Raw genomic sequence first — 12,792 nt, 5'->3', positions numbered from 1 at the left:
ACGCCACATTTGGCGTCATCACCGCCCAACGTTGCATTGAAGAGGATTAGGCCACCCCTATTCAGTTCAAAAGTAGCCATGCACGAACACTATCAGCCCCGTGAAATCGAAGCCGCCGCCCAGTCGTTCTGGGATGAGCAAAAGTCCTTTGAAGTCAGTGAACAGCCAGGCAAGGAGACTTACTACTGCCTGTCGATGTTCCCTTACCCCAGCGGCAAGCTACACATGGGGCATGTGCGTAACTACACCATCGGCGACGTGATCTCCCGCTACCAGCGCATGCAAGGCAAGAACGTGCTGCAACCCATGGGTTGGGACGCCTTCGGCATGCCGGCGGAAAACGCCGCGATGAAGAACAACGTCGCACCGGCCAAGTGGACCTACGAAAACATCGCCTACATGAAGTCCCAGCTGCGCAGCCTGGGCCTGGCGGTGGACTGGTCCCGCGAAGTCACTACCTGCAAGCCGGACTACTACCGCTGGGAACAGTGGCTGTTCACTCGCCTGTTCGAAAAAGGCGTGATCTACCGCAAGAACGGCACCGTGAACTGGGACCCGATCGACCAGACCGTCCTGGCCAACGAACAGGTGATCGACGGTCGCGGCTGGCGCTCCGGCGCGCTGATCGAAAAACGCGAAATCCCGATGTACTACTTCAAGATCACCGCCTACGCGGATGAGCTGCTGGAGAGTCTCGACGAGCTGCCGGGCTGGCCCGAGCAGGTCAAGACCATGCAACGCAACTGGATCGGCAAATCCCGTGGCATGGAAGTGCAATTCCCCTACGACCAGGCCTCCATCGGCGAAGCGGGCGCACTGAAAGTCTTCACCACCCGCCCTGACACCCTGATGGGCGCGACCTACGTTGCCGTGGCCGCCGAGCACCCGCTGGCCACCCTGGCGGCGCAGAACGATCCGGCGCTGCAAGCCTTTATCGCCGAGTGCAAGGGCGGCAGCGTCGCCGAAGCCGATATCGCCACTCAAGAGAAGAAAGGCCTGCCGACTTCGCTGTTCGTCGAACACCCGCTGACCGGTGAAAAACTCCCGGTATGGGTCGCCAACTACGTGCTGATGCACTATGGCGATGGCGCGGTAATGGCTGTTCCGGCGCACGATGAGCGCGACTACGAATTCGCCACCAAGTACAACCTGCCGATCAAGAACGTGGTGCGCACCAGCGCTGGCGACGAAACGCCTGCGCCTTGGCAGGACGCCTACGGCGAGCACGGCGAACTGATCAATTCCGGCGAGTTCAACGGCCTGGATTTTGCCGGTGCCTTCGACGCCATCGAAGTGGCCCTGCTGAAGAAAAACCTTGGCCAATCCCGTACCCAGTTCCGCCTGCGCGACTGGGGCATCAGCCGTCAGCGCTACTGGGGCTGCCCGATCCCGATCATCCACTGCGACAGCTGTGGCGATGTACCGGTACCGGAAGACCAGCTGCCGGTAGTACTGCCGGAAGACGTGGTGCCGGACGGCGCCGGTTCGCCACTGGCGCGCATGCCCGAGTTCTACGAGTGCAGCTGCCCGAAATGCGGCAAGCCTGCCAAGCGTGAAACCGACACCATGGACACCTTCGTCGAGTCCTCGTGGTACTACGCCCGCTACGCCTCGCCAAAATACGAGGGTGGCCTGGTCGACCCGGCCGCGGCCAACCACTGGCTGCCGGTGGACCAGTACATCGGCGGTATCGAACACGCGATCCTGCACCTGCTCTACGCCCGCTTCTTCCACAAGCTGATGCGCGACGAGGGCCTGGTCAGCTCCAACGAGCCGTTCAAGAACCTGCTGACCCAAGGCATGGTGGTCGCCGAGACCTACTACCGCCGCGAAGCCAACGGTGCCTACACCTGGTACAACCCGGCCGATGTCGAGCTGGAGCGTGACAGCAAGGCCAAGATCGTCGGCGCCAAGCTGATCAGCGACGGCCTGCCGGTGGAAATCGGCGGTACCGAGAAAATGGCCAAGTCGAAGAACAACGGCGTCGACCCTCAGTCGATGATCGAGCAGTACGGCGCGGACACCTGCCGCCTGTTCATGATGTTCGCTTCGCCACCTGACATGAGCCTGGAATGGTCCGACTCCGGCGTCGAGGGTGCCCATCGCTTCCTCAAGCGCGTCTGGCGCCTGGCCCAGTCTCACGTAGCCCAGGGCCTGCCGGGCGCACTGGAACTGGGTGCGCTGAACGACGAACAGAAAGTCATTCGTCGCGCCATCCACCTGGCGATCAAGCAAGCCAGCCAGGATGTCGGCCAGAACCACAAATTCAACACCGCCATCGCTCAGGTCATGACGCTGATGAACGTGTTGGAAAAAGCACCGCAAGCCACCCCGCAGGACCGTGCCCTGTTGCAGGAAGGCCTGGAAACCGTGGCCCTGCTGCTGGCGCCGATCACCCCGCACATCAGCCACGAGCTGTGGAGCCAGCTGGGTCGCAGCGGCGCCATCATCGACGCCGGCTGGCCGGTGCTGGATGAGAACGCGCTGGTTCAGGACAGCCTGCAACTGGTCATTCAAGTGAATGGCAAACTGCGTGGCCAGATCGAAATGCCAGCCAGCGCCAGCCGTGAAGAGATCGAAGCTGCCGCTCGGAGCAACGAGAACGTGCTGCGCTTCACCGAAGGCCTGACGATTCGTAAAGTGATCGTCGTGCCTGGCAAGCTGGTCAATATCGTCGCTAGCTAATTGGATCAGGCGTCAGCCCAAGGCTGACGCCGAATAAAACCTCCAGGGCCGCCCTGTCGGCCCACATGGTTTCAAGGGGAGCAACAAGATGATCAAACGCAACCTCCTGGTGATCGGCCTGGCCGTACTGCTGAGCGCCTGCGGCTTTCAGCTGCGCGGTACCGGCACCACCGAACTGGCGATCAAGGAACTCGACCTGAGCGCCCGCAACGCTTACGGCGAAACCGTGACCCAACTGCGCCAGGTCCTGCAGAGCAGTGGCGTCAAGGTCTATGCCGGCGCGCCTTACAAGCTGGTGCTGACCCGCGAACAGGAATCCCAGCGCAGCCTCAGCTACGCCGGTGCCGGTCGTTCGGCCGAGTATGAAATGACCACCGTGCTGAACTACGAAATCCAGGGCCAGAACAACCTGTCCCTGCTCAGCGACAAACTGCAAGTGCAGAAGGTCTACATCCACGACGGCAACAACCTGGTGGGCTCCGACCAGGAGTCGCTGGAAGTGCGCAAGGAAATGCGTCGCGACCTGGTGCAGAACATGATGCTGCGCCTGCAACTGCTGACCCCGACCCAGCTGGATCAACTGCAGCAGACCGCGGATGCTCGTGCCAAGGCCGAGGCCGAGGCGCTGGAAGCCGCGCAGAAGGCTGAGGCGGAAACCCCGCAACAGTCGCCCATGCAGTTGCCGAACCAGTAAGTCTCGTGGGGCGCGCAAGCGCCCCGCTTGCCCTTCCTTATGAAACTCGCCCCCGCTCAACTCGGCAAACACCTGCAAGGCACGCTCGCACCGGTCTACGTCATCAGTGGCGATGATCCGTTGCTGTGCCAGGAAGCCGCCGATGCCATTCGCAGCGCCGCCCGCCAGCAGGGCTTCGATGAACGCCAGGTATTCAGCGCCGACGCCAATTTCGATTGGGGCACCCTGCTGCAAGCCGGTGCGAGCATGTCGCTGTTCGCCGAAAAACGCCTGCTGGAACTGCGCCTGCCTTCGGGCAAGCCCGGCGACAAAGGCGCAGCGGCCTTCATCGAATACTGTTCACGGCCGGCCGAAGACACCCTGCTGCTGATCAGCCTGCCCAAGCTCGATGGCAGCGCGCAAAAGACCAAGTGGGGCAAGGCCCTGATCGATGGCGAGCAGACCCAGTTCATCCAGATCTGGCCGGTGGATGCCAGCCAGTTGCCGCAGTGGATTCGCCAACGCCTGTCCCAGGCCGGGCTTTCCGCCAGCCAGGACGCCGTGGAACTCATCGCGGCCAGGGTAGAAGGCAACCTGCTGGCCGCGGCCCAGGAAATCGAAAAGCTCAAGCTGATGGCCGAGGGTGGCCAGATCACGGTGGAAACCGTGCAAGCGGCAGTCGCCGACAGTGCGCGCTTCGACGTTTTCGGGCTGGTGGACGCGATCCTCAACGGTGAGGCCGCGCATGCCCTGCGCATGCTCGAAGGCCTGCGCGGCGAAGGTGTCGAGCCTCCGGTGATTCTCTGGGCACTGTCCCGGGAACTGCGGTCGCTGGCCAATATGTCGCTGCAGTACAGCCAGGGCACTCCGCTGGATAAAGTGTTCAGCCAGGCCCGCCCGCCCGTCTGGGACAAACGCAAGCCGCTGATGAGCAAGGCCCTGCAGCGCTATTCCGCGCCACGCTGGGCGCAATTGCTGCTCGATGCCCAGCGCATCGATGCGCAGATCAAGGGGCAGGCTGCTGGCTCGCCCTGGAGCAGCCTGAGCCGCCTGTCGCTGCTGATGGCCGGACAACGCTTGCCTCTCCCCGCCGAATAACCTGACACTTTGTAGGAGCGAGCTTGCTCGCGATCAGCGCCAGCCGGTACCGCGGTTTCCTGGCCGATCGCTATCGCGAGCAGGCTCGCTCCTACAGGTTCGGGAGATCCAACGAAAGACACTGAAAAGTCCTACACATCACAGGGCTGGACAGCAGGGTAAAGCTGGACGATCATCTGCCGCGCAAACCCACCTCAAGCGAGAACCCAAAATGAGCAAGCCATCCAAGCATGGCCCCAACAAGGCCAAATCCATCATCGCCCAGCCCCTGTTCCGCAGCCGTCAGGAACGACCCGCCAAGGGCAAAGGCAGCTACCGCCGCGAAGCCTTCCAGTCTAAAAGCTGGGAGGCTTCTTACTTTCTGGCTGCATAAAGCGGAGAACCCCGCCGGCGTGATAAGGTCTGTATCTGATTCGTATTCTCTGGACCTGTGCATGCCCTTCTGTCTTTCCCGTCGTTGGCACCTGCGCCAACTGATCGCTGCCTCCAGCCTTGCCCTGCTCGTCGCCTGCGCGGAAAAACCCACCGCCGCCGATGCCCAGCCACTCCAAAGCATTCAAGCCGCCCCTCTCGCCGCGCCTGCAACCGTCGCTCCGCTGGCCGTCGACAACCTGGACATCCAGCCAACCCAGACCTTTGCCCAATGGCAGGCAGGTTTCCGTGTCGAAGCCCTGAACGCGGGGATCCGCGCCGATCTTTTCGACCGGGCGTTCGCCGGTATCACCCCGGACATGGGCGTGATCAAGGCCGACCGCAGCCAGCCGGAATTCACCCGGCCGGTGTGGGAGTACCTCGACGGCGCCCTGTCGCCGCTGCGCGTGCGCAAAGGCCAGGCGCTGATCAATCAGTACGCCGACATCCTGCAGCAGATCGAACAGCGTTATGGCGTCGATCGCCAGGCGCTGGTGGCGGTCTGGGGCATGGAAAGCAATTTCGGTGAGTTCCAGGGCAACAAATCAGTCATCCGCTCCCTCGCGACCCTGGCCTACGAAGGCCGTCGCCCGGCCTTTGCCAACAGCCAGCTGCTGGCCGCCCTGCAGATTCTCCAGCACGGCGATATTCAACCCGAGAAGATGCTCGGCTCCTGGGCCGGCGCAATGGGGCAGACCCAGTTCATCCCAACCACCTACAACACCCACGCTGTGGACTTCGACGGCGATGGCCGCCGCGACATCTGGAACAGCCCGGCCGACGCCCTGGCCTCGACTGCGCACTATCTGCAAAGCTCCGGCTGGCAGAAAGGCCAGCCATGGGGTTTCGAAGTGGAGTTGGCGAGCGGCTTCGACTATGCGCTGGCAGACGGTGCGATCCGCAAACCGGTGGCCGAGTGGCTGCGCCTGGGCATGAAGCTGCCCAACGGCGCCAGCGTTCCGCCAGGCTCCGAGCAGCTTTCGGCGGCCTTGCTACTGCCAGCGGGTTATCGCGGGCCGGCGTTCCTGATCCTCGACAACTTCCGCGCCGTTCTGAAGTACAACAACTCCTCGTCCTATGCCCTGGCGGTGAACCTGTTGTCGCAACGCTTCAACGGTTCAGGCTTGATCAACGGCGTCTGGCCGAAAGACGACATGCCCCTCAGCCGCTCCGAGCGCATCGAGTTGCAGAGCCTGCTCAGCGCCAACAATTACGATGCTGGCAACCCGGACGGCATTATCGGCGCCAATACCCGCAAGGCGATTCGCAGCGCGCAGCAATCGCTGGGCTGGCCTGCCGATGGCTACCCGACCCACAAGCTACTGGAGAGCCTGCGCTCGCGCTGAGCCGGCCTGCGCGCCAATCATCAGGGTAATCGTCTTGGACACGCTCGCTCCCACAAGGGGATCGGGCACGGGCTGATCAGCCGAACACCACGTCCTGTTCCAGGATCAACTGCTTCTCCCCCGCATCCAGCCTGACCATCGCTCCCAACGGCAGGGTCAGGTTCGGATCGCAGTGACCACTGCGCCATCCAGCCAGCACCGGGATGCGCAGGGGTTCGAAGGTCTGCTTGAGCAGCCCGGCAAGCGCCTGGGGCTCCACGCCCGCCACATCTCCCACCAGCACACCACGAAGCCTGTCGAGCGTGCCGGCCAGGCGCAGGTGCGTCAGCAGACGGTCGATCCGGTACAGCGGCTCGTTGATGTCTTCGATGAACAGAATGATGCCGTCAGCATTGATCTCATACGGCGTGCCCATGGTCGCGGCGATCAACGACAGATTGCCCCCCAGCAACTGGCCGCAGGCGATGCCAGGTTCGATGGTGGTCAAGGGATAAGCCGCCGGATGCGCCAGCAGGCTGCCAGCCTTCAGTTGCCCCCTGAGCAGGCTGAACAGCGAGGACTCGGTCGGTGGCTGCTTGTCGCCCAGCAGGTCGGCATTGAGCATCGGCCCGTGAAAGGTCACGAAACCGGCATGACGATTGATGGCCAGGTGCAGCGCAGTGATGTCGCTGTAGCCGACAAACGGCTTGGCGTGGCGGCGCAACAGGTCGTAATCAATCCGGTCGAGCAAGCGTGGGCTGCCGTAGCCCCCCCGCAGGCACAGGATCGCATCGACATCGTCATCGGCGAAAGCGGCGTGCAGGTCGTTCAGGCGGACCTCGTCGCTACCGGCCAGATAGCCGTCCTTCTGCTGGACTCCGGGGTAGATCCGCAGCGAATAACCTCGAGCGCGCATCCAGCGGGCGGCTTGCTCGGTATCCAGGGCTGCAGGCCCGGCGGGTGCAATCAAGCCGATCAGCCCTTGCGAAAGCAGCGCCGGCACCGGCCGTTGCGCACAAAGGACGTCAGTCGGTTGGAGGGTCATCCAATGGTTCTCCCTGTGTGGATTCTCTAGTGCACAGTAGCCATGAAAGCGGGCAAACAGAAGTGCCGAAACGCCACGGCGCTTGCAGGAAAAGTCTATGAAGGGAGGGAGGCGCGGGCGTAACGGAAGATGACGCCCGCAAGGAAAGACCTTGCGGGCGCATTACATCAGGAGACCAGGCCTTCTTTGGCCAGCTTCGCCTGCTCGTCGGCGTGGTAGGAGGAACGTACCAGCGGGCCCGAGGCGACGTTCTTGAAGCCCATCTTGTAACCTTCCTCGGCGAACCAGGCGAAGGTGTCCGGGTGCACGAAACGCTGCACCGGCAAGTGGCTGCGGGACGGTTGCAGGTACTGGCCGAGGGTCAGCATGTCGATGTCGTGCTCGCGCATGCGCTTCATGACTTCGATGACTTCGTCGTCGGTCTCGCCCAGGCCCAGCATCAGGCCGGATTTGGTTGGTACGTGCGGCACCAGCTGCTTGAACTTCTGCAGCAGGGTCAGCGACCACTGATAGTCCGAACCCGGACGCGCGGCCTTGTACAGGCGCGGCACGGTTTCCAGGTTGTGGTTGAACACATCCGGCGGCTCGGCGGCGGTGATTTCCAACGCGACGTCCATGCGGCCACGGTAGTCCGGGACCAGGGTTTCCAGCTGCACGTTCGGCGACAGCTTGCGGATTTCGCGGATGCAGTCGGCAAAGTGCTGGGCACCGCCGTCGCGCAGGTCGTCGCGGTCGACCGAAGTAATCACCACGTACTTCAGGCGCAGGTCGGCGATCGCTACCGCCAGGTTCATCGGCTCATCGACGTCCAGAGGCTTCGGACGGCCGTGACCGACGTCGCAGAATGGGCAGCGACGGGTGCAGATGTCGCCCATGATCATGAAGGTGGCGGTACCGCCGGAGAAGCATTCGCCCAGGTTCGGGCAGGAGGCTTCTTCGCAGACGCTGTGCAATTTGTGCTTGCGCAGCAATTGCTTGATCCGGTCGACTTCCGGGGACACCGGAATTCGCACGCGAATCCAGTCCGGTTTCTTCGGCAGTTCGGTGGTCGGGATGATCTTCACCGGGATACGTGCGACTTTCTCGGCACCGCGCAATTTAACGCCGGTTTCAACTTTCGCACGGGCCGGGCGCTCGGAAACATCCAGCGTCGGGATCAGGGTTTGCACAGCGTCTTGCGCAGTAGTCATATCAGTCGATTCCGCCCGTTAGGGTCGTCTGCTCAGCATAGTCGAGGTGTTTGACGAGCTGCGCACGCAGCCGGGCACTTACCTCGGCAAATTCAATCGGTCCTGTGTGGTCGCTCAGCTGGGTCATTGCCAGCCCGGCATAGCCACAGGGGTTAATCCGTCGAAACGGCTGCAGATCCATGTCCACGTTCAAGGCCAGGCCATGAAAGGAACAACCATGGCGGATCCGCAGGCCCAGGGAGGCGATTTTCGCGCCATCGACGTAAACGCCGGGGGCATCCGGCTTGGCCGCCGCAGCCACGCCGTAGCTGGCCAGCAGCTCGACCAGGCACTGCTCCATCCGGCTGACCAGGTCTCGCACGCCAAAACCCAAACGGCGCACGTCCAGCAGCAGATAAGCCACCAGTTGGCCAGGACCGTGATAGGTCACCTGGCCACCCCGGTCGACCTGCACCACCGGGATATCCCCGGGAAGCAACAGGTGTTCGGCCTTGCCCGCCTGGCCCTGGGTAAAGACCGGTGGATGTTGCACCAGCCAGACTTCATCGGGAGCGTCGGTGCCGCGTTCGTTGGTAAAGCGTTGCATGGCCTGCCAGACCGGCTCGTAGGCCATCTGGCCGAGCTCGCGAAAGCCCAGCGTTTGTGGCATCACAGCACCATGTGCACGAAACCGGTGGCCCGCAACTCGCTGTTGATGTCGTACAGCTGTTCTTGACCGGTGGCGATGATGTGCAGCTGGATGGTCGTGTACTTGCCGTTGGTGCTCTGGCGCTCGGCCAGGGTCTTGTGGTCAACGGTCGCGTGTTTTTCAAGGATCGCGATGATCTTGTCCTTGAAACCCACGCCGGTGTCGCCGATCACCTTAATCGGGTAATCCGCGCAGGGGAATTCGATCTTTGGCGCCTTTACTTCGGTGTCTGTCATGGCGTAACGGCCTCGTAAGCCGTGGCGACGGACGCGGCCCCGCTCTACTTCAGAGCGAGGGCCACGCGGGTCGACAATATCAGTTGAACAAGCCGTAGAAGAATAGGCGGATGCTATCCCACATGCGGCGGAAGATACCACCTTCGTCGACCGCGTCCAGAGCGATCAGGTCGGCACTGTGCACCACCTTGTCGTCCAGTTTCACTTCGACTTTACCAATCACGTCGCCCTTGGCGATAGGCGCGATCAATTGTGGATTCATGGTCATGCTGGCCGCGAGCTTCTTCAGCTGGCCTTTTGGCATGGTCATGCTCAGGTCCTGGGCCAGACCGGCCTTGACCTGGGAGGCAGTGCCTTTCCAGACAGGCGCCTGAGCCAGCTCGGTGCCCTTCTGGTAGAAGGTCTGGGTTTCGAAGAAGCGGAAACCATAGGTCAGCAGCTTCTGGGTTTCGGCTGCACGAGCCTGCTCGCTGTTGGTACCGAACACCACGGCGATCAGGCGCATGCCGTCACGCACGGCCGAGGACACCATGCAGTAGCCGGCTTCGTCGGTGTGGCCGGTTTTCAGGCCATCGACGGTCTTGTCACGCCACAGCAACAGGTTGCGGTTAGGTTGCTTGATGCCGTTCCAGAAGAACTCTTTCTGCGAGTAGATCGCGTAGTGAGCCGGGTCTTCGTGAATGATGGCGCGAGCCAGGACCGCCATGTCGTGCGCCGACGAGTAGTGCTCGGGGTTCGGCAGGCCGGTCGGGTTCATGAAGTGGCTATTGGTCATGCCCAGGTCGCCGGCGGTCTTGTTCATCATGTCGGCAAAGGCGTCTTCGCTGCCGGCGATGTGCTCGGCAACCGCGACGCTGGCGTCGTTACCCGACTGAATGATGATGCCGTGCAGCAGGTCGCTGACAGTGACCTGCGAACCGACCTTGATGAACATCCGCGAACCGCCGGTACGCCAGGCGTTCTCGCTGACGGTCACCGGGTCGTTCTCACCGATCTGGCCGCGACGGATTTCCAGGGTCGCGATGTAGGCCGTCATCAGCTTGGTCAGGCTGGCTGGCGGCAGACGCTGGTCACCGTTGTTCTCCACCAGCACGTTACCGCTGCTGGCCTCCATGAGCACATAGGACTTGGCGGCCAGCTGCGGTGGCGACGGCATCACTTCTACCGCCCAGGCGGCAGGCGTGATGATCAGCGGGACAAGCAGACACAGGCGTTTGGCAAAGGTGGTGATGTTCATCCGTCTCTCGAAATTGCTAATGGAAACTTGTCCTCGCGGACAAAACTATTCAGACAGCCTTCTAAAGGGCTGTCGCGTGTTCAGTTGTTCACTCACGACCCTTGCCGGGCTTTTGTTGTACGACGAGCCAACAACCTGGGTTCCCCCCCAAATACCGCGGGTGAACCATGAATCAGAATCCGATTACTCGGCGGTTACCAGGCTCGGCTGCCCCAGATTGGCCAGCCGGACACTGTTCTGCACTTGCTGGATCTCACCCTGCGAGCCGATCGGCCCCAGGCGTACCCGGTGCAGGGTCTGTTGATTGCGCACGATCGAGCTGATGAACACCGGAGCGCTCACCATCCCGCTCAGCTTCGAGCGCAGGAGCTCGGCAGCGTCCGGGTTGGCGAAGGCGCCCACCTGCAGATACTGGCCAGAGGCTTGCGCAGAAGCGTTTTTTTTTGCATCCAGCTGCACCGGCACGACGGCCGCGGCGTGCTGCTGCGCAGGTGGAGTCCATTGCTCGACGGTCCCCGTGGACGCCGTCATCACTGGCGCGGCTTTCGGCTCGTTGAGCATCAAGGGCGCCGGCCGGCCGCGCTGGGCCCACCATTCCTGCGGGTCGATGCCCTCGACCTTGACCCGGGCAGTGCCGATCTCGGCATAACCGAGCTTCTTGGCCGCGGCATAGGACAAATCGATGATCCGGTCCGAATAGAACGGCCCACGGTCGTTGACCCGCAGGATCACGCTCTTGTGGTTGTCCAGGTTGGTCACTCGGACATAACTCGGCAAGGGCAGGGTCTTGTGCGCGGCACTCATGCCGTACAGGTCATACACCTCGCCATTGGCGGTGTTCTGCCCGTGGAACTTGGTGCCGTACCAGGAAGCCGTGCCCGAAGCGACATAACGCTTGGATTCGGCCATCGGGAAATAGGTCTTGCCCAGCACCGTATAAGGGTTGGCCTTGTACGGGCCGGTGTGCAGGGTCGGCGTGGCGTCAGGGATACGCGATACATCGACGTCCCACCAGGGCGCGCCGTCTTTGTGGGCGCGGTTGATGTCCAGGACCGGTTTCGAACGTGCGGCCGTCGCCGGGCCTTTCTGTTTCGGCGCCTGGGTTGACGAACAACTGACCACCAGCAAGGACAACGCGGCAAGAGCCACCAGCTTCAGGGGTTTGCGGATTGGCGATGCCAGCATTACTTGACGCCCCGTGCTTGGACCAGCTGTTCAGAGAGCTGATGTACGGCCATGGCGTACATCACGCTGCGGTTATAACGCGTGATCGCGTAGAAATTCTTCAGGCCCATCCAGTATTCGGGGCCATTGTCACCTTCCAGGCGAAAAGCCGTGACCGGCATATCATCGCGCAGCGCATCATGACTCGACCAGCCCAGCGCCCGCAACTCCCCAACGGTTTTCGTCGGTTCGATACCGGTGGTCAGGCCCTCGTCGACCTGATCGCCACGCACTTCGGCCCGACTGACCACCGGCTGCCCGGCCTCCCAGCCGTGACGCTTGAAATAGCTGGCAACACTGCCGATGGCATCGTCTGGATTGGTCCAGATATTGATGTGGCCGTCGCCGTCGAAGTCCACAGCATAGGCGCGAAAACTGCTCGGCATGAACTGCGGCAAGCCCATGGCGCCGGCGTAAGAGCCTTTGAGGGTCAGTGGATCGACCTGTTCCTCGCGCGCCAGCAGCAGGAATTCGCGCAATTCCTTGCGGAAGAACTCGGCACGTGGCGGGTAATCGAAGCCCAGGGTCGACAGCGCATCGATCACCCGATAGTTACCGGTGTTGCGCCCGAAGAAGGTTTCGACACCGATGATCGACACGATCACCTGGGCCGGAACCCCGTATTCCTGCTCGGCACGGGCCAGTACCGCCTCGTGCTGGCGCCAGAAGTCCACACCGCGGGCGATACGCGCGTCGGTAATGAACATCGGCCGGTATTCTTTCCACTGCTTGACCCGCTCGGCGGGCCGGGAAATGGCGTCGAGGATCGACTGCTTGCGCTCGGCCTCGCGAAACACCCCCATCAGCTGTTCGCCCGCGAAGCCATAGTCGCGAGTCATTTCGCCCACGAACTCGGCCACTTGGGGCGAACCTTCGTATTCGCCGCCGGCCAGCGCTTCCTGCGCTGCACCAAGGATGCCTACCAGACCGACCCACGGCGCATACCGAGCGGTCCAGCCACGCATTGCTTGCATTGAATT

12 protein-coding genes are annotated in these 12,792 nt (G+C 62.3%); 5 read left to right on the top strand and 7 right to left on the bottom strand.

The features are described from left to right. The first annotated feature begins 78 nt into the window (after positions 1–78). The 5 genes from leuS to NRG23_RS23165 all read left to right on the top strand — a co-directional run bounded on the left by leuS (position 79) and on the right by NRG23_RS23165 (position 6,213). Entirely contained in the window at positions 79–2,685 is a 2,607-nt protein-coding gene (leuS, locus tag NRG23_RS23185; RefSeq protein ID WP_009051027.1) for a leucine--tRNA ligase, read from the top strand. Positions 2,686–2,773: 88 nt separating this feature from the next. Further along, positions 2,774–3,379, top strand: a complete 606-nt coding sequence (gene lptE / locus NRG23_RS23180; RefSeq protein WP_009051028.1) for an LPS assembly lipoprotein LptE — start codon at positions 2,774–2,776, stop codon at positions 3,377–3,379. Between the two features lie 39 nt (positions 3,380–3,418). After that, the gene (gene holA / locus NRG23_RS23175; protein WP_028683493.1) at positions 3,419–4,456 is read left to right on the top strand and encodes a DNA polymerase III subunit delta; all 1,038 of its coding nucleotides are present in this window, start codon (positions 3,419–3,421) and stop codon (positions 4,454–4,456) included. 211 nt (positions 4,457–4,667) lie between these two features. After that, entirely contained in the window at positions 4,668–4,829 is a 162-nt protein-coding gene (gene arfA, locus NRG23_RS23170; RefSeq protein WP_007927093.1) for an alternative ribosome rescue factor ArfA, read from the top strand. A gap of 61 nt (positions 4,830–4,890) precedes the next feature. Further along, entirely contained in the window at positions 4,891–6,213 is a 1,323-nt protein-coding gene (locus NRG23_RS23165; RefSeq protein ID WP_038575505.1) for a lytic murein transglycosylase, read from the top strand. A gap of 76 nt (positions 6,214–6,289) precedes the next feature. On the opposite strand, the gene NRG23_RS23160 is transcribed toward NRG23_RS23165, so the two are convergent. From NRG23_RS23160 to mltB, 7 genes are all read right to left on the bottom strand, one after another. Further along, complete coding sequence (locus NRG23_RS23160) at positions 6,290–7,237, bottom strand: LD-carboxypeptidase (RefSeq protein ID WP_257372331.1); 948 nt, start codon at positions 7,235–7,237, stop codon at positions 6,290–6,292. 167 nt (positions 7,238–7,404) lie between these two features. Continuing rightward, the gene (gene lipA, locus NRG23_RS23155) at positions 7,405–8,427 is read right to left on the bottom strand and encodes a lipoyl synthase (protein WP_007927101.1); all 1,023 of its coding nucleotides are present in this window, start codon (positions 8,425–8,427) and stop codon (positions 7,405–7,407) included. Between the two features lies 1 nt (position 8,428). Next, complete coding sequence (gene lipB, locus NRG23_RS23150) at positions 8,429–9,076, bottom strand: lipoyl(octanoyl) transferase LipB (RefSeq protein WP_025807692.1); 648 nt, start codon at positions 9,074–9,076, stop codon at positions 8,429–8,431. Further along, on the bottom strand, positions 9,076–9,351 hold the full coding sequence (locus tag NRG23_RS23145; RefSeq protein WP_008152827.1) for a DUF493 domain-containing protein: 276 nt from the start codon (positions 9,349–9,351) through the stop codon (positions 9,076–9,078). The genes lipB and NRG23_RS23145 overlap by 1 nt, the downstream gene beginning before the upstream one ends. 79 nt (positions 9,352–9,430) lie before the next feature. Then, positions 9,431–10,588, bottom strand: coding sequence for a D-alanyl-D-alanine carboxypeptidase family protein (locus NRG23_RS23140; protein WP_009051033.1), 1,158 nt, complete (start codon positions 10,586–10,588; stop codon positions 9,431–9,433). A 183-nt stretch (positions 10,589–10,771) separates the two neighbouring features. Then, positions 10,772–11,773, bottom strand: coding sequence for a septal ring lytic transglycosylase RlpA family protein (locus NRG23_RS23135; protein ID WP_028683489.1), 1,002 nt, complete (start codon positions 11,771–11,773; stop codon positions 10,772–10,774). Beyond that, on the bottom strand, positions 11,773–12,786 hold the full coding sequence (gene mltB, locus NRG23_RS23130; RefSeq protein WP_025807698.1) for a lytic murein transglycosylase B: 1,014 nt from the start codon (positions 12,784–12,786) through the stop codon (positions 11,773–11,775). The genes NRG23_RS23135 and mltB overlap by 1 nt, the downstream gene beginning before the upstream one ends. Positions 12,787–12,792 lie beyond the last annotated feature (6 nt).

It is taken from the genome of Pseudomonas sp. T8 (assembly GCF_024610635.1).
Taxonomy (GTDB): domain Bacteria; phylum Pseudomonadota; class Gammaproteobacteria; order Pseudomonadales; family Pseudomonadaceae; genus Aquipseudomonas; species Aquipseudomonas chlororaphis_I.
Note: the sequence above shows the minus strand (reverse complement) of the source record. Positions and strands in the feature narration are given on the sequence as shown.

What these genes read in the sequence shown, in the direction of transcription:
- leuS (WP_009051027.1), top strand. Translation starts at nt 79, where the DNA reads ATGCACGAACACTATCAGCCCCGTGAAATCGAAGCCGCCGCCCAGTCG.
- lptE (WP_009051028.1), top strand. Translation starts at nt 2,774, where the DNA reads ATGATCAAACGCAACCTCCTGGTGATCGGCCTGGCCGTACTGCTGAGC.
- holA (WP_028683493.1), top strand. Translation starts at nt 3,419, where the DNA reads ATGAAACTCGCCCCCGCTCAACTCGGCAAACACCTGCAAGGCACGCTC.
- arfA (WP_007927093.1), top strand. Translation starts at nt 4,668, where the DNA reads ATGAGCAAGCCATCCAAGCATGGCCCCAACAAGGCCAAATCCATCATC.
- NRG23_RS23165 (WP_038575505.1), top strand. Translation starts at nt 4,891, where the DNA reads ATGCCCTTCTGTCTTTCCCGTCGTTGGCACCTGCGCCAACTGATCGCT.
- NRG23_RS23160 (WP_257372331.1), bottom strand. Translation starts at nt 7,237, where the DNA reads ATGACCCTCCAACCGACTGACGTCCTTTGTGCGCAACGGCCGGTGCCG.
- lipA (WP_007927101.1), bottom strand. Translation starts at nt 8,427, where the DNA reads ATGACTACTGCGCAAGACGCTGTGCAAACCCTGATCCCGACGCTGGAT.
- lipB (WP_025807692.1), bottom strand. Translation starts at nt 9,076, where the DNA reads ATGCCACAAACGCTGGGCTTTCGCGAGCTCGGCCAGATGGCCTACGAG.
- NRG23_RS23145 (WP_008152827.1), bottom strand. Translation starts at nt 9,351, where the DNA reads ATGACAGACACCGAAGTAAAGGCGCCAAAGATCGAATTCCCCTGCGCG.
- NRG23_RS23140 (WP_009051033.1), bottom strand. Translation starts at nt 10,588, where the DNA reads ATGAACATCACCACCTTTGCCAAACGCCTGTGTCTGCTTGTCCCGCTG.
- NRG23_RS23135 (WP_028683489.1), bottom strand. Translation starts at nt 11,773, where the DNA reads ATGCTGGCATCGCCAATCCGCAAACCCCTGAAGCTGGTGGCTCTTGCC.
- mltB (WP_025807698.1), bottom strand. Translation starts at nt 12,786, where the DNA reads ATGCAAGCAATGCGTGGCTGGACCGCTCGGTATGCGCCGTGGGTCGGT.